General features: G+C 72.4%; 20 protein-coding genes and 2 tRNA genes. 5 read left to right on the top strand and 17 right to left on the bottom strand.

Annotated features, from left to right (window positions below; all coding sequences use genetic code 11):
- Positions 1 to 46: 46 nt before the first annotated feature.
- Positions 47 to 1,393: a glycosyltransferase family 4 protein gene (locus CR162_RS11550; protein WP_245870290.1), complete on the bottom strand. Its 1,347-nt coding sequence runs from the start codon at positions 1,391 to 1,393 to the stop codon at positions 47 to 49.
- Between the two features lie 248 nt (positions 1,394 to 1,641).
- On the bottom strand, positions 1,642 to 2,649 hold the full coding sequence (locus CR162_RS11545; protein ID WP_099095709.1) for a C-terminal binding protein: 1,008 nt from the start codon (positions 2,647 to 2,649) through the stop codon (positions 1,642 to 1,644).
- A 110-nt stretch (positions 2,650 to 2,759) separates the two neighbouring features.
- Here CR162_RS11545 and CR162_RS11540 point away from each other — a divergent pair, with 110 nt between their 5' ends.
- Positions 2,760 to 3,512 carry an SDR family NAD(P)-dependent oxidoreductase gene (locus tag CR162_RS11540; protein WP_099095708.1) on the top strand — a complete coding sequence of 251 codons (753 nt, stop codon included), beginning with the start codon at positions 2,760 to 2,762 and terminating at the stop codon, positions 3,510 to 3,512.
- Positions 3,513 to 3,624: 112 nt separating this feature from the next.
- Here the strand turns inward: CR162_RS11540 and CR162_RS11535 are convergent, their stop codons facing one another.
- The 3 genes from CR162_RS11535 to CR162_RS11525 all read right to left on the bottom strand — a co-directional run bounded on the left by CR162_RS11535 (position 3,625) and on the right by CR162_RS11525 (position 5,115).
- Positions 3,625 to 4,605 (bottom strand): Bug family tripartite tricarboxylate transporter substrate binding protein, encoded by a 981-nt coding sequence (locus CR162_RS11535; RefSeq protein WP_099095707.1) that lies wholly within the window; start codon positions 4,603 to 4,605, stop codon positions 3,625 to 3,627.
- 210 nt (positions 4,606 to 4,815) lie between these two features.
- Positions 4,816 to 4,891 (bottom strand) — tRNA-Ala (locus CR162_RS11530).
- Positions 4,892 to 5,039: 148 nt separating this feature from the next.
- Positions 5,040 to 5,115 (bottom strand) — tRNA-Ala (locus tag CR162_RS11525).
- Between the two features lie 174 nt (positions 5,116 to 5,289).
- Here CR162_RS11525 and CR162_RS11520 point away from each other — a divergent pair.
- Positions 5,290 to 6,051, top strand: a complete 762-nt coding sequence (locus CR162_RS11520) for a CoA transferase subunit A (RefSeq protein ID WP_099095706.1) — start codon at positions 5,290 to 5,292, stop codon at positions 6,049 to 6,051.
- Between the two features lie 14 nt (positions 6,052 to 6,065).
- Positions 6,066 to 6,713 carry a CoA transferase subunit B gene (locus CR162_RS11515; RefSeq protein WP_099095705.1) on the top strand — a complete coding sequence of 216 codons (648 nt, stop codon included), beginning with the start codon at positions 6,066 to 6,068 and terminating at the stop codon, positions 6,711 to 6,713.
- A gap of 49 nt (positions 6,714 to 6,762) precedes the next feature.
- On the opposite strand, the gene CR162_RS11510 is transcribed toward CR162_RS11515, so the two are convergent.
- The 10 genes from CR162_RS11510 to CR162_RS11465 all read right to left on the bottom strand — a co-directional run bounded on the left by CR162_RS11510 (position 6,763) and on the right by CR162_RS11465 (position 16,003).
- Positions 6,763 to 7,386 (bottom strand): hypothetical protein, encoded by a 624-nt coding sequence (locus CR162_RS11510; protein WP_099095704.1) that lies wholly within the window; start codon positions 7,384 to 7,386, stop codon positions 6,763 to 6,765.
- A gap of 69 nt (positions 7,387 to 7,455) precedes the next feature.
- Positions 7,456 to 8,262, bottom strand: a complete 807-nt coding sequence (locus CR162_RS11505) for an undecaprenyl-diphosphate phosphatase (RefSeq protein ID WP_099095703.1) — start codon at positions 8,260 to 8,262, stop codon at positions 7,456 to 7,458.
- Between the two features lie 162 nt (positions 8,263 to 8,424).
- Entirely contained in the window at positions 8,425 to 9,528 is a 1,104-nt protein-coding gene (locus tag CR162_RS11500) for a TRAP transporter substrate-binding protein (protein ID WP_099095702.1), read from the bottom strand.
- 183 nt (positions 9,529 to 9,711) lie between these two features.
- Positions 9,712 to 11,019, bottom strand: coding sequence for an adenosylhomocysteinase (gene ahcY, locus CR162_RS11495; protein ID WP_099095701.1), 1,308 nt, complete (start codon positions 11,017 to 11,019; stop codon positions 9,712 to 9,714).
- 136 nt (positions 11,020 to 11,155) lie between these two features.
- Positions 11,156 to 11,815, bottom strand: a complete 660-nt coding sequence (locus tag CR162_RS11490) for a hypothetical protein (RefSeq protein WP_099095700.1) — start codon at positions 11,813 to 11,815, stop codon at positions 11,156 to 11,158.
- Between the two features lie 10 nt (positions 11,816 to 11,825).
- Positions 11,826 to 13,667 (bottom strand): phosphoenolpyruvate--protein phosphotransferase, encoded by a 1,842-nt coding sequence (gene ptsP, locus CR162_RS11485; protein ID WP_099095699.1) that lies wholly within the window; start codon positions 13,665 to 13,667, stop codon positions 11,826 to 11,828.
- Positions 13,657 to 13,974 (bottom strand): HPr family phosphocarrier protein, encoded by a 318-nt coding sequence (locus CR162_RS11480; protein ID WP_099095698.1) that lies wholly within the window; start codon positions 13,972 to 13,974, stop codon positions 13,657 to 13,659. Before CR162_RS11480 ends, ptsP begins: the two co-directional genes overlap by 11 nt.
- A gap of 136 nt (positions 13,975 to 14,110) precedes the next feature.
- Positions 14,111 to 14,554: a PTS sugar transporter subunit IIA gene (locus tag CR162_RS11475; protein WP_099095697.1), complete on the bottom strand. Its 444-nt coding sequence runs from the start codon at positions 14,552 to 14,554 to the stop codon at positions 14,111 to 14,113.
- Between the two features lie 13 nt (positions 14,555 to 14,567).
- Positions 14,568 to 15,560 carry an RNase adapter RapZ gene (rapZ, locus tag CR162_RS11470; protein ID WP_176559822.1) on the bottom strand — a complete coding sequence of 331 codons (993 nt, stop codon included), beginning with the start codon at positions 15,558 to 15,560 and terminating at the stop codon, positions 14,568 to 14,570.
- Positions 15,557 to 16,003: an HPr kinase/phosphorylase gene (locus CR162_RS11465; protein WP_099095696.1), complete on the bottom strand. Its 447-nt coding sequence runs from the start codon at positions 16,001 to 16,003 to the stop codon at positions 15,557 to 15,559. The genes rapZ and CR162_RS11465 overlap by 4 nt, the downstream gene beginning before the upstream one ends.
- 158 nt (positions 16,004 to 16,161) lie before the next feature.
- On the opposite strand from CR162_RS11465, the gene CR162_RS11460 reads away from it, so the two are divergent.
- The gene (locus CR162_RS11460) at positions 16,162 to 17,124 is read left to right on the top strand and encodes a threonine/serine dehydratase (protein ID WP_099095695.1); all 963 of its coding nucleotides are present in this window, start codon (positions 16,162 to 16,164) and stop codon (positions 17,122 to 17,124) included.
- Positions 17,125 to 17,160: 36 nt separating this feature from the next.
- Here CR162_RS11460 and CR162_RS11455 read toward each other — a convergent pair whose 3' ends face one another.
- Both CR162_RS11455 and CR162_RS11450 read right to left on the bottom strand, forming a co-directional pair.
- A complete protein-coding gene (locus CR162_RS11455) occupies positions 17,161 to 18,864 on the bottom strand; it encodes a stimulus-sensing domain-containing protein (protein ID WP_099095694.1) in 1,704 nt (567 codons plus the stop codon).
- Between the two features lie 4 nt (positions 18,865 to 18,868).
- Positions 18,869 to 19,570 carry a response regulator transcription factor gene (locus tag CR162_RS11450; protein ID WP_099095693.1) on the bottom strand — a complete coding sequence of 234 codons (702 nt, stop codon included), beginning with the start codon at positions 19,568 to 19,570 and terminating at the stop codon, positions 18,869 to 18,871.
- Positions 19,571 to 19,686: 116 nt separating this feature from the next.
- On the opposite strand from CR162_RS11450, the gene CR162_RS11445 reads away from it, so the two are divergent.
- On the top strand, positions 19,687 to 20,436 hold the full coding sequence (locus tag CR162_RS11445) for a HugZ family pyridoxamine 5'-phosphate oxidase (RefSeq protein WP_099095692.1): 750 nt from the start codon (positions 19,687 to 19,689) through the stop codon (positions 20,434 to 20,436).
- Positions 20,437 to 20,548 lie beyond the last annotated feature (112 nt).

Here is a 20,548-nt window from a genome sequence, read left to right as displayed (position 1 = left end):
GGTCGGCTGCCGGACGCGGGAAAAGGCGCGGCCGGCGGCGGGGCCGTCATGGCATGGCCGTGTTCCGCGCGGCAACGCCGCCCGGCAGGGCCGCCCAGCCATTGGCGGCCTCGGCGCGGGCCGGCATCCGCCTTTGCGTCCCGTGCAGCCGCCAGGCCGGGTCCGTGACCTGCCAGAGCAGCTCGTCCACGCGGCCGAAATGCTCGGCCCAGCTCGGCGTCCGCCAGCCCTCCAGGCGGCGCAGCTGCGCCTCGCGGGACTGGCTGCCGGGCGTGGCGTAGTCGATGACGGCGTTGCGCCAGGCGCTGCCGTCCAGCGGGTCGAGATAGTCGGGCACGGCGCCGCCCACCTCGCGCAGCGCCGGCAGGTCGGAGCAGATGACCGGCAGCCGCAGCGCCAGCGCCTCGGCCAGCGGCAGGCCGTAGCCTTCCGCGAAGGAGGGGAAGAGCAGCGCCCGGGCGCCCTGCAGCAGCTCCGCCACCATGCGGTCCGGCAGCTGGCCCACCTCCTGCACCAGCCCCTTCAGCACCGTGCAGCGGTCCAGGATGTCGACGACGTTCTCGTTCTCCCAGCCGCGCTTGCCGATCACCAGCAGGCGGGGGGTGGCGGCGCCGCGCTGGCGCGCCAGCTCGCGCCACAGATGCAGCAGCAGCAGGTGGTTCTTGCGCGGCTCGATGGTGCCGAGGGCGATGAAGTAGGGGTCGATCGGCGTGCCGTGCGAGGGCATGGGCTTGGTGTCGATGCCGAGCGGCGCCACCACCACCGGCGGCGGCGCGCTCCGCCCGGCGAGATAGGGCGACAGCGCCTCGGCCGTGGCGATGGAGTTGACGATCACGCCGTCGGACAGGGCGGCGGTGGTGTTGATGCGGCGCAGGTGCTTCTCCGCCTGGCCGGGGCGGGCATATTCCGGGTGGGTGACGGGGATCAGGTCGTGGATCAGCGGCACAAAGGCGCAGCCCGCCCGGCGCATCGCCTCGATCGGGCCGTTGCGGTCCAGCGCCTGGTGGGACACCAGCAGGAAGGCCAGCCGGCGGGTGCCGTTCATCAGCCGCGCGAGGTCGGAGCGGCCGAGGCCGAGCAGCAGGCGCCCCCGCCCCAGCCCGCCGATGCGGGCCGCGGTGCGGAAGGCCGGGCCATTGGCCAGGCCGCTGCTCCAGGCTTCCGTGAGGGCGGCGACCAGGTCGGCCACCAGGCGGCGCGGCAGCAGCGCGAAGCCGCCCTGCAATTCCTGGCCGACAAAGCTGCACGCATCCGGCGGCGCCGCCAGCCAGCGCCGCGCATAAGCCAGTTCCACGCGGTCGATGCCCGAGGGGGTGCGCTTCCGGCCGCAGCTGAGCAGCCGGGAGACGTCCAGGATCACGTGCAGGCTGTCGGCGCGCGAATCAAAGGGCATCGTCGGTTTCCAGAAGGACGGTGGCCCGTGCCGGTCCGCCCTAGTTGGCGAGTTGCAATGATTTATGCTGCGATGGCGAATAAAAGTCATTCACGAAAAAGTGGGATCTCACTGAGATCTACCGCAGCATGTCATGCAATTAGCGAAGGCTTGGCAGTTGTTTCCCTCGCGTTTTAGTAGCAATAGCGCGCCCAAACAGTCGTGTCGCGTCGAAAGTGATGCCTGATTTGATCGCTATTGGTTTCTTGTCAGTCGCTTTCCGGTGTTATCACGTTGCTGTGTCTGCCTTCCAGCAGAACATCGCGCATCGTCTCCGCGCTCTTGGTTCGGATGTCGGCAAAGGCGTGCGGGGTGTGGAAGGCGCTGTGGGGCGTGACGATCAGGCGCCCCGTCAGCCAGGGCTCGCGGGCGCGGTAGGCCGCCAGCAGCGGGGGAATGCGCTCAACCGGAGGTTCCTGCGGCAGCACGTCGAGACCCGCGCCCGCCACATGGCCGTCCCGCAGGCATGCGGCGAGTCCGTCGAGATCCAGGATGGGGCCGCGCGCCGTGTTCACCACCACCGCGCCGGGGCGCAGCCGGCGCAGCGCCGACTCGCCGAGCAGCCCGCGCGTGGTGCGCGTCAGCGGCGCGTGGATCGAGAGCGTGTCGGTCTGCGTCAGCAGCTCGTCCAGCTCGCGGGCGCGGACGATGCCCAGGGCGCGGTCCACCCCGTTCGGCAGGTAGGGGTCGAAGAACGCCACCCGGAAGCCGAAGGCCTTCGCCCGCAGCGCCACCGCCGTGCCGATGCGCCCGAGGCCGATGATGCCGAAGGTCTGCTCCGAGGCGCGCTGGACCAGCGGGCTGTCGAGGTAGCGCCAGGCGGCCGGCGGGTCGGCGCGCTGCAGGTCGTGGTGGAGCGCGATGCCGCGCCGCAGCGTCAGCGCCAGGGCCACGGCGTGGTCGGCCACCTCGGTGGTGCCGTAGTCGGGCACGTTGCACACCGTGATGCCGCGCTCGGCCAGGGCGGGGCGGTCCAGCCGGTCATAGCCCACGCCCATGCGCACCACGACCTTCAGCTTGGGGAAGCGGTGCAGTTGGCTGCCCGGCAGCCAGTGCCGGAAGATGAACAGCCCGTCCGCCTCGGCGCAGAGCGCGTCCGGCAGCTCCTCCACCCCGCCGGCGCCGCCGCCGCGGATGACGCGGACGCCGGGGCCCAGGATCTCCTCCTCCAGCGCGGTGTCGGGATACAGGCCCTCGGGCTCCAGCACGGTCAGCATCGGCGCGATTCTCCTCCGGATCGGTTTGTTGCCCGGCAGGATGCGGGGGTGCCCTTGGGGGCGCAAGCCGCCCCGCCTATCCTGAGCCGCGCCAAGGCAGGGAGGCAGGCATGACGGACAAGCGGAGAATCCTGGTCACGGGCGCGTCCAGCGGCATCGGCGCCGCCACGGCGCGGGTCCTGGCCGGGCCCGGCGTGGCGCTGGCCCTGCATGCGCGCAACAACCGCGAGGGCGCCGAGCGCGTGGCCGCCGAGGCCCGCGCGCGGGGCGCCGAGGCCGCCGTGCTGATGGCCGACCTGGCGGAGCCGGCGGCGCCGGCGCGTCTGGTGGCGGCGGCGGCCGCCGCGCTCGGCGGGCTGGACGTGCTGGTCTCCAACGCCGGCTTCGCCGACCGCACGCCGGTGGCGCAGCTCACCGACGAGGCCTTCGCCCGCAGCCAGGACACCATCCTGGGCGCGCTGTTCCGCCTCGCGCGCGCCGCCGGGCCGCTGCTGGCGGCGGGGCATGACCCCCGGCTGGTCGCCGTCTCCTCCTTCGTGGCGCACAATTTCCGCACCGACAGCACGGTGTTCCCCGCCTCCGCCACGGCCAAGGCGGGGGTGGAGGCGCTGGTGAAGGCGCTGGCGCTGGAATGGGCGCCCGCCGTGACGGTGAACGCCGTGGCGCCGGGCTACACCCAGAAGGACGCCGGCGCCCATGCGGCGCTGGACGCGAAGGCGTGGGAGGCGGTGCTGGCGCGCATCCCGTTGCGCCGGCTCGGGCAGCCGCAGGACGTGGCGGAGGCGATCGCCTTCCTGGCCTCGGCGCGGGCGGGCTACATCACCGGGCAGTGCCTGCATGTGGATGGCGGGGTGGTGATCTGAGCGGCGGCCCTTTCGCGGCCCGCTTGCGAGGTCCCCTGGGCGCGGCGGGATAAGGCGCCGCGCCGCCGGCCGGCTGCGGGAGCCGGGCCGCCGGCGCCCGCGCCCCTGTGGCTCACTCCACGCGGATGTTCGCTTCCCGCACCAGGGTGGCCATGCTCTCCCGCCCCTCGCGTACGAAGCGGGCGAACTCGGCCGGGCTGCTGCCCACCGGCACGGCGGCGAGCTGGGCGAGGCGCGCCTGCACCTCCGGCTCGGCCAGGGATTCGGCCAGCACGGCGTGCAGCCGCTCGGCGATGGCGGGCGGCAGCCCGGCCGGGCCGAACAGCGCCGCCCATTCGGACAGGGTGAGGCCGGGCAGCCCCGCCTCGGCGAAGGTCGGCACGTCCGGCTGCACCGAGACGCGGCTCTCCGCCGCCACGGCCAGGAAACGCGCCCGCCCCGAGGCCACCACCGGCCCGGCCGAGAGGGCGGTGATGAACACCGCGTCCAGGTTGCCGCCGGCGATGTCGCGCGCCGCGTCCGAGCCGCCGCGATAGGGGACGTGCTGCACCTCGATGCCGGCGAGTCGGCCGAGCCGCACCACCGCCAGGTGCCCCGCCGTGGCGTTGCCCTGGGTGCCGATGTTGAGCTGCCCGGGGCGCGACTTGGCCAGGGCGATGAAGCCCGCCAGGTCCTGCGCCGGGCTGTCCACCTTCACCGCCAGCACCTGCGGGAAGGTGGTGACCAGCGAGACGGGCGTGAAGGCGGTGGCGTAGTCGAAGGGCAGGCCCTTGAGCAGGGCGGGGTTCACCAGGTGGGAGGAGGCGTCCCACAGCAGCGTGTGGCCGTCCGGCGCCGCCTGCGCCACGGCGCTGCCGCCGACGCTGCCGCCCGCGCCGGTGCGGTTCTCCACCACGATGGTCTGGCCCAAGCGCTCGCCCATGCGGGGCGCGAGGGTGCGCGCCGCGCTGTCCGCCGCGCCGCCGGCGGCGAAGGGGACGATGAGGCGGATGGGCCGGCTCGGCCAGGCGGGCTGGGCCCGCGCCGTGCCGGGCCGCAGCCCGGGCAGCAGCAGGGCGGGGGCGGCGAGCAGGGCGCGTCGTGCGAGCGGCATGTGTTTCCTCCGGCGTTTGTTCGCGCCGAGGCTAAAGCAGATCCCTTCGCGGTGAAATCACCCGGATGGACGAGGATGCCCGCGAAAACAGGCGCCTAGAGCATGGAGAGGGAAGGGAGGCAAATGGGAGGTGCCGCGACGCGGCGGGCGGGGCGAACGAAACGGCCAAACGAAACGGGCCGCTCAGCGGCTGAGCGGCCCGTTCGGAACTGGTGGAGCCAATCGGAATCGAACCGACGACCTCTTGAATGCCATTCAAGCGCTCTCCCAACTGAGCTATGGCCCCACAGGAAGCGAGGCGGCGGTATAGCGGCGGCCCAGGGGCCATGCAAGCGGCCTTGACGTGGCCTTGGCAGGAAGGCGCCGGAAGGCTGGAGGCTCGGGCAAGGGCCGGAAATGCAACAGGCCGCCCGTTGCGGGGCGGCCTGTGGAACTGGTGGAGCCAATCGGAATCGAACCGACGACCTCTTGAATGCCATTCAAGCGCTCTCCCAACTGAGCTATGGCCCCCCAGGGAAGTGGCGGGGGTATAACGAGCGCGCCCTGCCCATGCAAGCGGGGGCACAGGATTCTTTCGCCTTTTTCGCGGCCTCGCCCTTCCCGCGCGGCGTGCCGCCCCGCGCCCCTTTCGCGGCCGCGCCATGGCCGGTAGCCTCCCCGGCATCCGAAACTGGAGAGCGTCAAATGCGGAAAGTCTACCCCGATGCGCGCGCCGCGCTCGACGGCGTGCTGCGCGACGGCATGCTGATCCATTCCGGTGGCTTCGGTCTGTGCGGCATTCCGGGGGCGCTGATCGAGGCGATCCGCGATTCCGGGGTGAAGGACCTCACCGTGGTCTCGAACAACGCGGGCATCGACGACGCCGGCCTCGGCCTGCTGCTGAGGACGCGGCAGATCAAGCGGATGATCTCCTCCTATGTGGGCGAGAACAAGACCTTCGCCGAGCAGTTCCTGGCCGGCGAGCTGGAGATCGAGTTCAACCCGCAGGGCACGCTGGCCGAGCGCATCCGCGCCGGCGGCGCCGGCATCCCCGCCTTCTTCACCAAGACCGGCGTCGGCACCGCCGTGGCCGAGGGCAAGGAGACGCGCGAGTTCGACGGCGAGACCTATGTGATGGAGCGCGGCATCATGGCCGACCTCGCCATCATCCACGCCTGGAAGGCCGACACCGAGGGCAACCTCGTCTTCCGCAGGACGGCGCGCAATTTCAACCCGATAATGGCCACCGCCGCGAAGGTGACGGTGGTGCAGGTGGAGCACCTCGTGCAGCCGGGCGAGATCGACCCCGACCACATCCACACCCCCGGCATCTACGTGAAGCGCATCGTCAAGCTGCCCGAGGGCTACGAGAAGCGCATCGAGCAGCGCACCGTCCGCAAGCGCGTGACAGACGCCATCCCGCCCAACGCGAACGCCTCGGCCGCCGGCGCCGAGAACCTGGCCTGAAGGGAGCAACGACCATGCCCTGGACCCGCGACGAGATGGCCGCCCGCGCCGCCCGCGAACTGCAGGACGGCTTCTACGTCAATCTCGGCATCGGCATCCCGACCCTGGTGGCCAACCACATCCCCGACGGCGTCAGCGTCCAGCTGCAGTCGGAGAACGGCATGCTGGGCATGGGGCCCTTTCCCTATGAGGGGGAGGAGGACCCGGACCTGATCAATGCCGGCAAGCAGACTGTGACGGCGCTGCCCACCACCTCCTTCTTCTCCTCGGCCGACAGCTTCGCCATGATCCGCGGCGGGCATATCGACCTGTCCATCCTGGGCGCGCTGCAGGTGGCGGAGAATGGCGACCTCGCCAACTGGATGATCCCCGGCAAGATGGTGAAGGGGATGGGCGGCGCCATGGACCTGGTGGCCGGCGTCAAGAAGGTGGTGGTGCTGATGGAGCACACCGCCGGCGGCAAGCCCAAGCTGCTGAAGGCGTGTTCCCTGCCGCTCACCGGCAAGGCGGTGGTGGACATGGTGATCACCGAGCTCGCCGTCTTCGCCATCGACCGGCAGAAGGGCGGCATGACGCTGACCGAGCTTGCCCCGGGCGTCTCGCTCGACGAGGTGCGGGAAAAGACCGAGGCGGCCTTCAGCCTCGGCGCCGGCATCGGCTGAAGCCATCCGGCGCAGGGCGGGGCGGGGCGGAGACGGCCCGCCCCGCCCCCTATTGCGGCAGGGGGCGCGGACCCGGGGTCGGCACGGCCGGAACGCCGGCCCCCGCGCCGGACAAGATGCCGGGCAACGGGATCGCGCCCGCGGGTGCGGCGGCCGGGGCGGGCTGGGGCGCGGCCTGCGGGAGCGGCGCCCGTGGCGCCGGGGCGGCGGCGCGCTGCGCCTCGTAGCGGCGGCGGTCCTCCTCCAGCCGGCGGCGCAGCGTTTCCAGCTCCCGCTCCCGCTCGGACAGGGCGCGCTCCCAGTCCTGGCCAGGGGCGGCACGCGGCGCGGCGGGGGCGGAGGCCGCGGGGCGAGGAGCGGTGCGGGGCGCCGGGGCCGCGCGGCGCGCGGGCGCGGGGCGCGCCGTGCCCGACGGCAGCGGCGGCGGGGTCCAGTCCAGCATCGGGATCGGCGCGCGGCCGGGCGGAATGGCGCCCGGCGCCACAGGGCCGGAGGGGGCGGCGAACCCGCCCCCGAGGGGCCCGGGATCGGTGGGCGCCGCCTGGCGCAGACGGTCGAACTGCCGGCCGCTGCCGGTCATCATGTCGCCGCCGAGGCCGGTCTCGTTCGGCCACATCTGGGCCAGGGCCGGCGCGGCCGGGATCAGGAAAGCCAGAAGAAGCGCGCGCCACATGTCAGCGGAAGCCCGTCCCGGGGTGTTGAGCCGGCAGGATGACGGTTCGCTTCCCCGGCTTCAAGAAAATCACGCGGCCGCGAGCCAGCCCAGGATGAGCAGGCCGAGCAGGATGCGGTACCAGCCGAAGGGGGTGAAGCCGATGCGGCCGATCACGTTCATCAGCCAGCGCACCACCACCAGCGCCACGACGAAGGTGACGACGAAGCCGACGCTGATCTGCCCCAGCGCCGAGACGTCCAGCGCCGCGCGGTTCTTCCACAGGCTGAACACGGTGGCGGCCAGCATGGTGGGGATGGCGAGCAGGAAGCTGAACTCGGCCGCCGCGCGCCGGTCCACCCCGATCAGCAGCGCGCTGATGATGGTGGCGCCCGAGCGGCTGGTGCCCGGGATCATCGCCAGCGCCTGGCCGAAGCCGATCAGCAGCGCCGCCAGCGGCCCGATCTCCGGCACCGAGTGGATGCTGGGCGCGGCCCGCAGCTTCTCGATGGCGATGATGGCGATGCCGCCCGCGATCAGCGCCAGCGCCACCACCAGCGGCGTGTAGAGCAGGCTGGTGATGTACCCGTAGAGCGTGGCGCCCAGCACCATGGCCGGCAGGAAGGCCAGCACGATGTTGAGGGCGTAGTAGTATTCCGGGCTGCCGCGCCGCCACATGCCGCGGGCGATGCGGATCAGCGTCTCGCGGAACAGCCAGATCACCGCCAGGATGGCGCCGAACTGGATGCTGATCTCGAAGGTCTTGCCCGGCGGGCCATGGAAGCCGATCGCCTCGCCCAGGAGGATCAGGTGGCCTGTGGAGGAGATGGGGAGGAATTCGGTGACGCCCTCCACGATGCCCATCAGCACCGCGGCGAACAGCGAAGCAAAGTCCATGGAAACGTCCTGCGCAGGGTGCGCCGGACTACCGCACGGCGCCGGATGTGTCATGCCGTATTGCGCATCGCAGCATGGAGCCGGCGATGAGTTGAGGCGGGCCGGCCGGGAGTGGCGGACCGTGGCGGGGCCGGCGGGCGCGTCGCCCCCGGCCCCTGGGCTTCAGCGCACCGTCTGCGAGGCGGTGAAGGCGAAGTTGTCGAAGGAGTTCTCGGCGACGCGGAACCAGCTGTACTCGTCGTCGCGGAAGCGGCGATAGGACTCCCAGATGGTCTTGAACCGCTCGTTCCGCGCGCCCGTCTCCTCGTAGAGCTCGTGCGTCGCCTTCCAGGCGGCGGAGAGGATCTCGCGCGACCAGGGGCGGAGCTGGGCGCCGGCGGCGATCAGCCGGCGCAGGGCCTGCGGGTTGGCGGCGTCGTAGCGCGCCGTCATGTCCTGGTCGGCCTCGGCGCAGGCGGTCTCCAGCGCCGCCTTGTAGGCGGCGGGCAGGGCCTCGAAGGCGGCCTTGTTGACCATCAGGTGCAGGCGCGCGCCGGGCTCGAAGAAGCCGGGGAAGTAGTAGTTGGGCGCGACGCGCGCGAAGCCCAGCTTCTCGTCGTCATAGGGGCCCACGAACTCCACCGCGTCCAGCGTGCCGCGCTCGAGCGAGGGATAGATGTCGGAGGCCGCCACCTGCGTCGGCACCGCGCCGAGCTTGGCGAAGACCTGCCCCGCGAAGCCGGCGATGCGGAACTTCAGCCCCTGCACGTCGGCCAGCGTCTTCACCTCCTTGCGGAACCAGCCGCCCATCTGGGCGCCCGTGTCGCCGGCGGTGAAGGCCACGATGTTGTAGGAGCCGAACAGCTCCGCCGCCAGCGCCGCGCCGCCGCCATGGCGGTACCAGGCGTTGAACATGCGGGTGTTCAGCCCGAAGGGCATGGCGGTGAAGAAGGCGAAGGAGGGATCCTTGCCGGTGTAGTAGTAGGCGGCGCTGTGGGCGCACTCCACCGTGCCCGCCTGCACCGCGTCCAGCGCCTGCAGGCCGCCGACGATCTCGCCGGCGGGGAAGACGCGGATCTGGAACTTGTTGTCCGTGATCGCCGCGACCCGGCGGGCGATCAGCTCCGGCGCGCCGTAGAGGATGTCGAGGTTGCGCGGAAAGGAGCTGGTCAGGCGCCAGCGCAGCTCCGGGGCGGACTGGGCCAGGGCGGGCATGGCCAGGGTGGAGACGGTGAGAGCGGCCGGCGCGGCGGTGGCGGCGGCGCCGAGCAGGGCGCGGCGGTTCATGGGGGTTCCTCCCGGGAGTGCAGGCGCGGTACCGGCCCGCAGGGCCGGGGGGCTGCTTATCCCGCCAAATCTGTCCGGAGGAAAGGGGAGGGAGGAAATTTTCTTGCGCGTTTAGGTCAGCAGACTTGCCGTTTCAGGCGGGCCGCCATGCGGACGGGGCGGCGCGCGCCGCCCCGCGCCCTGTCAGTAGCGGTATTCCTCGTGCTTGAACGGGCCGCTCGCCGGCACGCCGATATACTCGGCCTGGGCCGGGCTCAGCCGGGTCAGCTTGGCGCCGACCTTGGCGAGGTGCAGCGCCGCCACCTTCTCGTCCAGCTTCTTGGGCAGGGTGTAGACCTTGCACTCATAGGCCTTGTGGTTGGTCCACAGCTCGATCTGCGCCAGCACCTGGTTGCTGAAGCTGGCCGACATGACGAAGCTCGGATGGCCCGTGGCGTTGCCGAGGTTCACCAGCCGCCCCTCGGAGAGCACGATCAGGCGCTTGCCGTCGGGGAAGATGACCTCGTCCACCTGCGGCTTCACGTTGTCCCACTGGAAGTTGCGCAGCGCGCCGATCTGGATCTCGGAATCGAAGTGGCCGATGTTGCAGACGATGGCGCGGTGCTTCATCGCCCGCATGTGGTCCAGCGTGATGACGTCGATGTTGCCGGTGGCGGTGACGAAGATGTCGCCCTGCGGCGCGGCATCCTCCATCGTCACCACCTCGTAGCCTTCCATGGCGGCCTGCAGGGCGCAGATCGGGTCGGCCTCGGTCACCATCACGCGGCAGCCGGCGTTGCGCAGCGAGGCGGCCGAGCCCTTGCCCACATCGCCATAGCCGGCGACGACCGCGACCTTGCCGGCCATCATCACGTCGGTGCCGCGGCGGATGGCGTCCACCAGGCTTTCGCGGCAGCCATAGAGGTTGTCGAACTTCGACTTGGTGACGCTGTCGTTCACGTTGATGGCGGGCACCTTCAGCGTGCCCTTCCTGGCCATCTCCCACAGGCGGTGCACGCCGGTGGTGGTCTCCTCCGACAGGCCGCGGACGTTCTTCAGCAGCTCGGGATACTTGTCGTGCATCAGCACGGTGAGATCCCCGCCATCATCGAGGATCATGTTGATCTCCCAGCCATCCGGCCCGCGGACGGTCTGCTCGATGCACCACCAGAACTCCTCCTCGTTCAAGCCCTTCCAGGCGAAGACGGGGATGCCGGCGGCGGCGATGGCGGCGGCGGCGTGGTCCTGGGTGGAGAAGATGTTGCACGACGACCAGCGGACCTCGGCGCCGAGCGCGGTCAGCGTCTCGATCAGCACGGCGGTCTGGATGGTCATGTGCAGGCAGCCGGCGATGCGCGCGCCCTTCAGCGGCTGGCTGGCGCCGTATTCGGCGCGCAACGCCATCAGGCCGGGCATCTCGTCCTCGGCCATGGCGATCTCCTTGCGGCCCCAGGCGGCCAGGGAGATGTCCTTCACCTTGTAGTCGGTGAAGCCGGTGTTCGCGTCGGGCATGAGCTTTCTCCGCAATTGGCGGGCGCGATAGCACAGCCGCCCGCCCGGAGCCAGCACGCAGCGCGACATATAAGGATGGGTTTATGTCCGGGCCGGCCGGCCGGCGTGGCCCAGGCTCGCTTGCCGCTACCCCCGCCTATGCGGGAACCAGCAGCGACTCGGTGAAGGCGGTCAGCAGCGCCATGCTGTCGCGCCCCGGCATGGCGCGCAGCACGCGCAGCGACTCCGCCTGCTCCACCGTCTCGAAGAAGCGCAGGATGCCGCCATAGCCGCGCAGGCGGCTCTCGGTCATGTCGTGCACCATCAGCGTGGGCGGGTCGTCCGGGCAGGCCAGCAGGGCGGACAGGGCGCAGGCCACGCGGAAGCGGCCATCGACGAACACAAGGTCCGGCTTCTCGCCGCGCCGCGCCCATTCGGCCCAGGCGGTGCCCACATAGCGCGGCCAGGTGCGGATGGTGCCCGGGTCAGAGGGCTTGCCCCAGGCGCCCACGGGCCCGACCCGGGCGTGCAGCACGCTCAGCCGCCCGGCGCGGCGTGCCGCCGCCACCTCCGGGTGCTGGCGCACCGCCCGCACCCAGCGCTCGTCCGAATCGATCGCCACCACCGTCCTGAAGGCGCCCCGCACCGCCTCCAGCGTCGAGCCGCCCATGCCGAACTCCGAGTAGCGCGCATGGCCGCGCCCCAGCACGTCGCGGAACAGCGCCAGCTCGGCCCGGCTCATGCGCGGCGGGCCGATGACGACCGCCTCCCCGGCGGGAAGGGGCTCGTCCTGTTCCGTTCCGGCGGCTTCGCTCATGGGCGGGCTTTCACTCACGTCCGGCCGCCGGCTCTCCGAAGTTCAGCACCAGCTCCTGGATCCTTTGCGGGTCGCCCTGCTCCATGACACGCCGCGCGAAGCGGGCGCAATCGTCGATCTTCAGCGTGCGGACCATCTGCTTCACGCGCGGGATGGCGCTGGCGTTCATCGAGAGCGAGCGCAGGCCGAGGCCCAGCAGCAGCGGCACCAGGCGCGGGTTGCCCGCCATCTCGCCGCAGACCGAGACCGGCATGCGCAGCCTGAGCGCCGCCTCGGTGGCGAACTGCACCAGGCGCAGCACGGCCGGGTGCAGCGGGTCGTAGAGATGCGCCACCTCCGCCTCCGCCCGGTCCACGGCGAGGGTGTACATGGCGAGGTCGTTGGTGCCGATGGCGAAGAAATCCGCCTCCAGCGCGATGGCGTCCGCCGCCAGGGCGGCGCCCGGCGTCTCGATCATGGCGCCGAGCGGCGGCGCCTTCTCCGGCAGGGCCACGCCCTTGCGGCGCAGCCGGCGGATGACGCGCTCATAGATCTCGCGCGCCTGCGCCACCTCGGCGGGCACGGTGACCATGGGCAGCAGGATCCGCACCGGCCCCTGCGTCGCCACGCGCAGGATGGCGGCGAACTGCGACTCGAGCAGCTCGGGGCGCTTCAGCAGCATGCGGATGCCGCGCAGGCCGAGCGCCGGGTTGGGGCCGCTGTGCCAGGGCTCCACCCCCTGGGCCAGCGCCTCCATGTCCTTCTCGCCGCCCCAGTCCAGCACGCGGATGGTCACCCCGTCCTCGGGCAGGGAGCCCACGATCTGGCTGTAGGCCTCGAACTGCGCGTCCTCGTCGGGGAGATCGTCGCGGTTCATGAACAGGAACTCGGTGCGCAGCAGGCCGATGCCCTGCGCGCCGGCCTGGGCGATCAGCGGCAGCTCGGCCGGGATCTCCAGGTTGGCCTGCAGCTCCACCTCCTCGCCGTCCAGCGTGACGGAGGGGAGGCGGCGCAGCTTGGCCAGGCGCGCCTTCTCCTTGGCATAGGCGGCGAGCGATTCCTGCCCCGCCTCCAGCGCCGCGGCGCCGGGGCGCAGCACGATGGTGCCGGCGCCGCCGTCGAGCACCGCCTCGTCGCCGCGCCGCGCCGCCTCGGTCAGTCCCGCGCAGCCCAGCACGGAAGGGATGCCGAGCGCGCGCAGCATGATGGCGGTATGCCCGTCCGCCCCCCCCTCCTCGGTGGCGACGCCCGCGATGCGCGCCGGGTCCAGCAGCGCGGCATCGGCCGGGGTCAGCTCCTCGGCCACCAGGATGGCGCCGGCCGGCACCTCCTTGAGGCTGCGGAAGGGGGTGGCGGTGAGGTTGCGGGTCAGCCGGCGGGCGATCTCGCGCACCTCGCCCGCGCGGCGCCGCAGCCCCGGCTTGTCGTCGTCCTTGGCGGCGAGGATGACGGCGGCGATCGCCTCCGCCTCGTCCTGCACCGCCGTCTCGGCGGCCAGCAGCTCCTCGCCGATGCGGCGGCGGGCGCCGCGCAGCAGCCGGCTCTCGCCCAGCATCATCGCATAGGCGTCGAGCAGCGGCTCGAGCTCCTCCTGCGCCTCCTCGGGCAGCACGCCGAGCCGCGCCTTGAGCTTGGCCACCTGCTTGCGGCTGGCGGTGACGGCGGCGGCCAGGCGCTGCCGCTCCTCCTCCACCCGCGCGGCCGTGATGGCGCGGCGCGGCGCCACGGTGGGTTCCTCGCTGGTGTCGTAGACGGCGCCGATGGCGACGCCGGGGCTGATCGGGATGCCCCGGACCACCAGCTCGCGCTGGCGGCGCGGGGCGCGGCGCGGCGCCTCGGGCTTCTCGGTCCTGTCGGTCTTCTCAGTCTTCATGGAAACCGGCCTCGATCAGGCCGGCCACTGCGTCGAGAGCTTCCCTGGCATCCCACCCTTCGGCTTCCACCACAACCTCGCTGCCCTTGCCGGCACCCAGCATCATCAGCCCCATGATGGAGCATGCGGGCACCGCCTGGCCATCGCGCGAGACGGTCACGCAGGCGGAAAATCGCTCGGCGAGGGAGACCATCTTGGCCGCCGCCCGCGCGTGCAGGCCGCGGCTGTTGGTGATCCGCAGCACGCGCCGCAGCGCGAGCGGGTTGCCGGAGGGCGCCGCGGCCGCCGCAGGCGCTGCGCGGAACATGTCGGACGGCGCATGGAGGGGGGCGGGGCGGGGGGGGAAGGTCACGTCGGGATCCTCGTCGCGGTCCAGAGGGTTGCGGCCCAGCCGGGGATGCGGCCCGGAAAGGATGCGGCTCGGGCTCCGGGCCGCGGGCGGGTCAGTCCTGGGCCTGCTGCGCCATCTCGCCCGGAGGGACGCAGCGCGCAGGGGTCGCGCAGGCGATATAGTGACGCCCGGCGCGAATCGCATGCTCCACCGCGGGGCCGAGCGGCTCGGCCCCGCGCACGCGGGCGAGCTTGATCAGCAGCGGCAGGTTGACGCCGGCGATCACCTCGACCGGCCGCGCGCCCGCCTCGGCCTGCGCCACGGCGGTGGCGAGGTTGGAGGGCGTGCCGCCGAACATGTCGGTCAGGATCACCACGCCGTCGCCCTGGTCAACCCGGTCGACGCAACCGAGGATGTCGCGCTTGCACGCGTCCATGTCGTCCTCGGGGCCGATGCACACCGTCGCGATCTGGGATTGCGGCCCCACGACGTGCTCCATCGCCCGTTGGAACTCCTCGGCCAGGCGGCCATGGCTGACCAGTACCAGCCCGATCATCAGGGATACGCCGTCATGCTGTGCAAGGAGGGGCCTCCCGACCCGGATGAGTGGATGGCGCCGTGGCGCCGGTTGCCGTGTCCTGCCCCGCCGCTTCCGGGCCTGTCGGCCGGTCGCCGGCGGCCGCGGCCTGACGGCCGGCGGCGTCCAGTTCGCGGTGGCTGAGATCGACCCGCCAGCCCTGGGCGGCCAGGTGCGCCGCGAGCAGCTCGGCCAGCAGCACGGAACGGTGCTTGCCGCCCGTGCAGCCGAGCGCGACGGTGAGGTATTTCTTGCCCTCTGCCGCGTAGCGGGGCAACAGCGGGTCCAGCAGCGCCGTCATGCGTTGCCAGAATGGGCCGAACTCCGGATCGGCCTTGATATAGGCGGCCACCGCCGCGTTATGGCCGGTGTGCGGGCGCAGCAGCGGGTCGTAGTGCGGGTTGCGCAGGAAGCGCACGTCCAGCACCAGCTCCGCCTCGCGCGGCAGGCCGCGCGGATAGGCGAAGGACATGACCGAGACGGCCATGCCGTTCCCCTCCACCACCCGGAAGCGGCGCTCCACCATGCGGCGCAGCTCGGGCAGCGGCAGCTCGGTGGTGTCGATCACGAGGTCCGCCGCGTCGCGCAGGCCGCCCAGCAGCGCCTCCTCCCGCGCGATGCCATCCGCCACCCGGCTGCCGAGCGAGCCGCCCGGCGCCAGCGGGTGGCGCCGGCGCGTCTCGGAGAAGCGGCGCAGCAGCACCGGCTCCTCGGCCGTCACGTAAAGGAGCTGCGGCGCGATGCCGGGGGTTTCCCGCAGGCGCTGCAGCAGGCCGAGCAGCCCCTCCGAGTCGAAGCCGCGGGTGCGGGCGTCGACCCCGGCGGCGACGGGCACGCTGCCGCCTTCCCGCACCACCTCCTCGAGCACCGAAAGGGGCGGGTTGTCGATGCTCTCGAAGCCCAGATCCTCCAGCACCCGGAGGATGGAGCTCTTGCCGGCGCCGGACAGCCCGGTCACCACCACCACGGGCCGCGCCGCGCTCATGCGGCGAAGGCCCCGGCGCGCTGCCGCAGCCGCGCCTGGGCGGCGGCCAGGGCCAGCTCCAGCTTGGCGGGGGTGGAGGCGTCGAAGGCGTGCAGCGAGAGCGCGGGCAGCGCGCCGCCCGGCGCCGCGAAGCCGCGCGGCTCCGGCAGGCGGGGAATGGCGGCACGCGGGGCGAGGTCCACCACCAGCCGCAGCGGCGCCGGCCCGTGCGGCAGGCCCTGGAACAGGCCCACCCCGCGCACCTCCAGCAGCCCCGCGAGCGGCGCCGGCGCGCTGGCGCGGGCGCCCTCCGCCGTTTCCTCCAGCACCACCTGGTCGTCGGCCACGAGCTGCCAGCCCCGCTGCATCAGGCGCAGCACGAGGTCGGACTTGCCGGATCCCGAGGGGCCAAGGAACAGGACGCCCGCCCCCTGGAACGCCACGCAGCTCCCGTGCAGCATCATCCGCCGGTGCCTCCCTGAAATCTGCTGAAATATGGCAGGATCGGGGCGGCTGTAAAAGATGGGCCCGCTTAGCACCTCCGGTTGCAGAAGCGGCCCGGCTTTCGGGTCAGGGGCCTCGGCATTGCCGATCCCCCGTGCCGGTGCCACCGTGCGCGGCCATGAGCGACTCCACTCCGCCCGGACGGGCCACGCCGCCCGATGCCGCCGCCATCCAGGCCGCCGCGGCGCGCATCAGCCCGCATATCCGCCGCACGCCCCTGCTGCGCCTCGCCGCCGCCGATCTCGGCGCGCCCTGCGGCGTGACGCTGAAGCTGGAGCTGCTGCAGGCCGCCGGCTCCTTCAAGCCGCGCGGCGCCTTCAACCGCATGCTGTCCCACCCGCTGCCGGCGGCGGGGGTGATCGCCGCCTCGGGCGGCAACCACGGAGCGGCGGTGGCCTATGCCGCGCGCGCACTGGGGGTGAAGGCGGAGATCTTCGTCCCCGAGATCACCGGCCCGGCCAAGCTGGCCCGCATCCGCGGCTATGGCGCCACGCTGGTGCAGGGCGGCGCCACCTACAACGAGGCGCGCGACGCGAGCGAGGCCCGCGCCGCCGAGACGGGCGCGCTGGTCGTGCACGCCTATGACCAGCCCGAGGTGCTGGCCGGCCAGGGCACGCTGGCGATGGAGCTGGAGGAGGACGCGCCGGAGCTGACGCACATCCTGGTGGCGACCGGCGGCGGCGGGCTGATCGGCGGCATGGCCGCCTGGTATGGCGAGCGCGCCGAGGTGGTGAGCGTGGAGCCGGAGGGCTGCCCCACCCTGTTCACCGCGCTGCGCGAGGGGCTGCCGGTGCCCGCGCCGGTGGGCGGCGTGGCGGCCGACAGCCTGGGCGCGCGGCAGGTGGGGGAGCTGATGTTCGAGGTGGCGCGCCGCAACATCGGCAGCGCGCTGCTGGTGCCGGACGCCGCCATCACCGCCGCGCAAAGGACGCTGTGGGATGCCTGCCGCCTGGTGGCCGAGCCGGGGGGCGCCACGGCGCTGGCCGCGCTGCTCTGCGGCGCCTTCGTGCCGCCGCCGGGCGCGCGGGTGGGCGTGGTGGTCTGCGGCGCCAACACCGATCCCGGCTCCGTCGCCGGCTGAAGGATGCGGGGAGGGGCGACTCCCCCTCCGCCCCCCTCAGCCGAGCGGCAGCCGCACCACGAAGCGCGCGCCGGTCACCCGGCCGCCCTCGTCGCGCTTGTTCTCGGCGCTGATGCGCCCGCCCAGCCCCTCCACGATCTGCCGGCTGATCGACAGGCCGAGCCCGGAATGCTGGCCGAACCGCTCGCCCTCCGGCCGCTCGCTGTAGAAGCGGGCGAAGATGCCCTCGAGCTTGGCCTCGGGGATGCCGGGGCCCTCATCCTCCACGGTGAACTCCATCATCGCGCCGGTGGGCCGCGCCCGCATGGTCACGCGGCCGTTCGGCGGCGAGAAGGAGAGCGCGTTGCCCAGCAGGTTGCGGATCACCTGCACCAGCCGCCCCTCCACCCCGCGCACCACCAGCGGCGGCTTCGCCAGGTCCAGCTCCACCACCGGCCCGTCCTCGGCGCGGGTGGTGTTGTGCAGCTCGGCCAGGGCCGAGAGGATGGGGGCGATGTCCACCGGCTCGGAGGCGGTGCGGGACAGCTCCGCGTCCACCCGCGAGGAATCGGCGATGTCGGCGATCAGGCGGTCCATCCGCACCGCGTCGTCGGCGATGATGCCGAGCAGGCGCTTCTGGTGCTCCGGGTTCTCGATGCGCCGCAGCGTCTCGATGGCGGAGCGCACGCTGGTCAGCGGGTTGCGCAGCTCATGCGCCACATCGGCGGCGAAGCGTTCGTTCTGGTCGATGCGCGCCCAGAGGGCGGTGGCGGAGGATTGCAGGTCGCGCGCCAGGATGCCGATCTCGTCGTCGCGCCGCAGCAGGGCGGGGGGCACGGAGCCGGCGCGGCCCTTGCCCTGGCGCATGGCGGCGGCGGCGCCGGCCAGCGCCAGGATCGGCGAGGCGATGGTGCGGGCGAGGAAGAAGGAGGCCGCCACGGTCAGCACCAGCGCCAGCAGGAACAGCCCGAGCACCGAGGAGCGGATCTCGAGCAGGCGCTGGTCCACCTGCCGCGCTTCCCGCGTCAGCAGCACGATGCCCACGCTCTGGCTGCCGCGCCGCGCGGGCTCCGCCACCGAGACCAGCAGCCGCCCTTCCGGCGTGCGGCGGATATAGGGGCGCACGCCCCCTTCCAGCGCCAGGCGCAGCTCCTCCCGCCGGTCGGGGCCGAGAGCGGGCTGCCAGTCGAAGGAGGCGGCGTTCGGCCCGACATCGACGAACACCGCGTCATCCGTGCTGCGCGGGCCATAGACCGAGCGCGGCAACAGGGTGAGGATGCGGTCATACAGCCCGGCGACCGTGCCGGCGAAGGCGCTGCGCTGCTCGGGCGGCGGCAGCGGCTCGGTGACGATGGCGCCGCCCTGGCCCTCGCGCACGCGGCTGTCGGCCACCAGCAGGCCGGTGGTGTCGAACAGCTTGGCCTGGGTGTTGGGGCTGGGCTCCACCAGCCGGCGCAGCAGGGGCCGGGCGGTGTCGGGCACCAGCACGGCGCGGTCGTCCTGGATGCGCACCGCCGCCTCGGCGATGCCGCCGGCATAGATGCGCGCCTGGGTGCGCAGCGCCTCCACCTCGGCGGAAAGCAGGCCGGTCTGGTACTGGTCCAGGTAGAGCAGGGCGGCGACCAGCAGCGCCGGCGCCATCACGTTCAGCAGCAGGATGCGGCGCAGCAGCGGCGAGACCCGGCGCCGCGCGGCGCGCGGGGCCTGGAGGCGGGGCGGCGGGGCGGCGGTGGCCCCGGGGGTGCCGCTGGCGTCGGGCAAGGGGTCAGGCTTCCTTGTAGCGGTAGCCGATGCCGTAGAGCGTCTCGATCATGGAGAAGTCGTCGTCCACGGACCGGAACTTCTTGCGCACCCGCTTGACGTGGCTGTCGATGGTGCGGTCGTCCACATAGATCGCCTCGCCATAGGCGGCGTCGATCAGCTGGTCGCGGTTCTTCACCATCCCCGGGCGCTGCGCCAGCGCCTTGACCAGCAGGAACTCGGTGACGGTGAGCTGCACCGGCTGGCCCTTCCAGAGGCAGGTGTGCTTGGTCTCGTCCAGCGTCAGGTCGCCGCGGGTGATGACGCCGGAGGGCGGCGCGCCGGAGCCCTCGGCGCGGCTGGCCTCGTTGCGCCGCAGCAGGGCGCGGATGCGCTCCAGCAGCAGGCGCTGGCTGAAGGGCTTGGTGATGTAGTCGTCGGCGCCGAGGCGCAGCCCCATCAGCTGGTCCAGCTCCTCGTCCTTGGAGGTCAGGAAGATGACCGGCATGGAGGAGCGCTGGCGCAGCCGCTGCAGCAACTCCATCCCGTCCATGCGGGGCATCTTGATGTCCAGCACCGCCAGGTCCGCGGGGCGGGACAGCAGCCCCTGCAGGGCGCTCTCGCCATCGGTGTAGGTGCGCACCTGGAAGCCTTCCTGCTCCAGCGTCATGGAGACGGAGGTCAGGATGTTGCGGTCGTCATCGACCAGGGCGATCGTGGCGGGCATGCGGTGTGGCTCCTGCTGCCTCCCTTGATGAGGCATTATCCCAGCGGATGCGGCCGGGATGCGCCAGGATTGTGGCGCGGGCCGGGCCGCCGCATGGGCATTAGGAGGCGAGGGGGATGAACGACAAGCCCGAAGCCGCGCGCGCCGCCATCCGGCAGGCGCGGGCGCTGCTGCGCGGGGCCCGGAGCGGGGTGCTGGCGACGCAGCGGGAGGGGCAGCCCTTCGCCGGCCTGGTGACTCCGGCCATGGCGCCGGACCTTTCCGTTCTGCTGTGGCTCTCGGACCTGTCGGAGCACACGCGGCAGTTGCGCGACGAGCCGCGTTGCGCGCTAATGGTGCAGGGTCCGCTGGCCGACGCAAACCCCCAGACCGCCCCTCGCACAACTGTGACGGGTTTGGCGGAACGGGTCTCGGGCAATGAGACGGCGGCGCTGAAGGCCCGCTGGCTGGCCCTGCACCCCTATGCGGCGCTCTATGCCGGCTTCGCCGACTTCGCGCTGTGGCGCATCCGGCCCCAGGCGGCGCTGCTGGTGGGAGGCTTCGCCGCGGCCACCCGGCTGCGCGGCGAGGCGCTGCGGCCCGAGCCGCGGGCGGTGGCGGCGATCGCCGCGGCGGAAGCGGAGATCTGCGCGCACATGAACGAGGACCACGCGGAAGCCGTTGAAATCATGGCGGTTCATTTGTGTGGCCAGGGGCCCGGCCCCTGGCGCATGGTGGCGGCCGACGTGGATGGCTGCGACCTCGCTCTGGGCCATGCGACATGCCGCCACGACTTTCCGGAACCGGTCTCCGATCTCGCCGGGATGCGCGCGGCGCTGGTGGCGGCGGCCCGTGCCGGACGGGCGGCACAGGGTGACCAAGGCTGAGAAAACCGGTCGTCTTGTCATATAATATGACAACGACGCTTACATTGACCAATTGCTAGGCAATCCCATAGGTTCTTCCTACCACCCGGTTCGCTATGCATGTGGCACGCGG

The organism is Teichococcus rhizosphaerae (assembly GCF_002631185.1).
Lineage (GTDB): Bacteria > Pseudomonadota > Alphaproteobacteria > Acetobacterales > Acetobacteraceae > Pseudoroseomonas > Pseudoroseomonas rhizosphaerae.
Note: the sequence above shows the minus strand (reverse complement) of the source record. Positions and strands in the feature narration are given on the sequence as shown.

Excerpts from the sequence above, each read along its gene's own strand:
- CR162_RS11520 (WP_099095706.1), top strand. The coding sequence starts at position 5,290 with ATGCGGAAAGTCTACCCCGATGCGCGCGCCGCGCTCGACGGCGTGCTG.
- ahcY (WP_099095701.1), bottom strand. The coding sequence starts at position 11,019 with ATGCCCGACGCGAACACCGGCTTCACCGACTACAAGGTGAAGGACATC.
- CR162_RS11490 (WP_099095700.1), bottom strand. The coding sequence starts at position 11,815 with ATGAGCGAAGCCGCCGGAACGGAACAGGACGAGCCCCTTCCCGCCGGG.
- CR162_RS11480 (WP_099095698.1), bottom strand. The coding sequence starts at position 13,974 with ATGTTCCGCGCAGCGCCTGCGGCGGCCGCGGCGCCCTCCGGCAACCCG.
- CR162_RS11505 (WP_099095703.1), bottom strand. The coding sequence starts at position 8,262 with ATGGACTTTGCTTCGCTGTTCGCCGCGGTGCTGATGGGCATCGTGGAG.
- CR162_RS11515 (WP_099095705.1), top strand. The coding sequence starts at position 6,066 with ATGCCCTGGACCCGCGACGAGATGGCCGCCCGCGCCGCCCGCGAACTG.
- CR162_RS11465 (WP_099095696.1), bottom strand. The coding sequence starts at position 16,003 with ATGATGCTGCACGGGAGCTGCGTGGCGTTCCAGGGGGCGGGCGTCCTG.
- CR162_RS11550 (WP_245870290.1), bottom strand. The coding sequence starts at position 1,393 with ATGCCCTTTGATTCGCGCGCCGACAGCCTGCACGTGATCCTGGACGTC.
- rapZ (WP_176559822.1), bottom strand. The coding sequence starts at position 15,560 with ATGAGCGCGGCGCGGCCCGTGGTGGTGGTGACCGGGCTGTCCGGCGCC.
- CR162_RS11535 (WP_099095707.1), bottom strand. The coding sequence starts at position 4,605 with ATGCCGCTCGCACGACGCGCCCTGCTCGCCGCCCCCGCCCTGCTGCTG.
- CR162_RS11540 (WP_099095708.1), top strand. The coding sequence starts at position 2,760 with ATGACGGACAAGCGGAGAATCCTGGTCACGGGCGCGTCCAGCGGCATC.
- ptsP (WP_099095699.1), bottom strand. The coding sequence starts at position 13,667 with ATGAAGACTGAGAAGACCGACAGGACCGAGAAGCCCGAGGCGCCGCGC.
- CR162_RS11445 (WP_099095692.1), top strand. The coding sequence starts at position 19,687 with ATGAACGACAAGCCCGAAGCCGCGCGCGCCGCCATCCGGCAGGCGCGG.
- CR162_RS11510 (WP_099095704.1), bottom strand. The coding sequence starts at position 7,386 with ATGTGGCGCGCGCTTCTTCTGGCTTTCCTGATCCCGGCCGCGCCGGCC.
- CR162_RS11475 (WP_099095697.1), bottom strand. The coding sequence starts at position 14,554 with ATGATCGGGCTGGTACTGGTCAGCCATGGCCGCCTGGCCGAGGAGTTC.
- CR162_RS11545 (WP_099095709.1), bottom strand. The coding sequence starts at position 2,649 with ATGCTGACCGTGCTGGAGCCCGAGGGCCTGTATCCCGACACCGCGCTG.
- CR162_RS11500 (WP_099095702.1), bottom strand. The coding sequence starts at position 9,528 with ATGAACCGCCGCGCCCTGCTCGGCGCCGCCGCCACCGCCGCGCCGGCC.
- CR162_RS11450 (WP_099095693.1), bottom strand. The coding sequence starts at position 19,570 with ATGCCCGCCACGATCGCCCTGGTCGATGACGACCGCAACATCCTGACC.
- CR162_RS11460 (WP_099095695.1), top strand. The coding sequence starts at position 16,162 with ATGAGCGACTCCACTCCGCCCGGACGGGCCACGCCGCCCGATGCCGCC.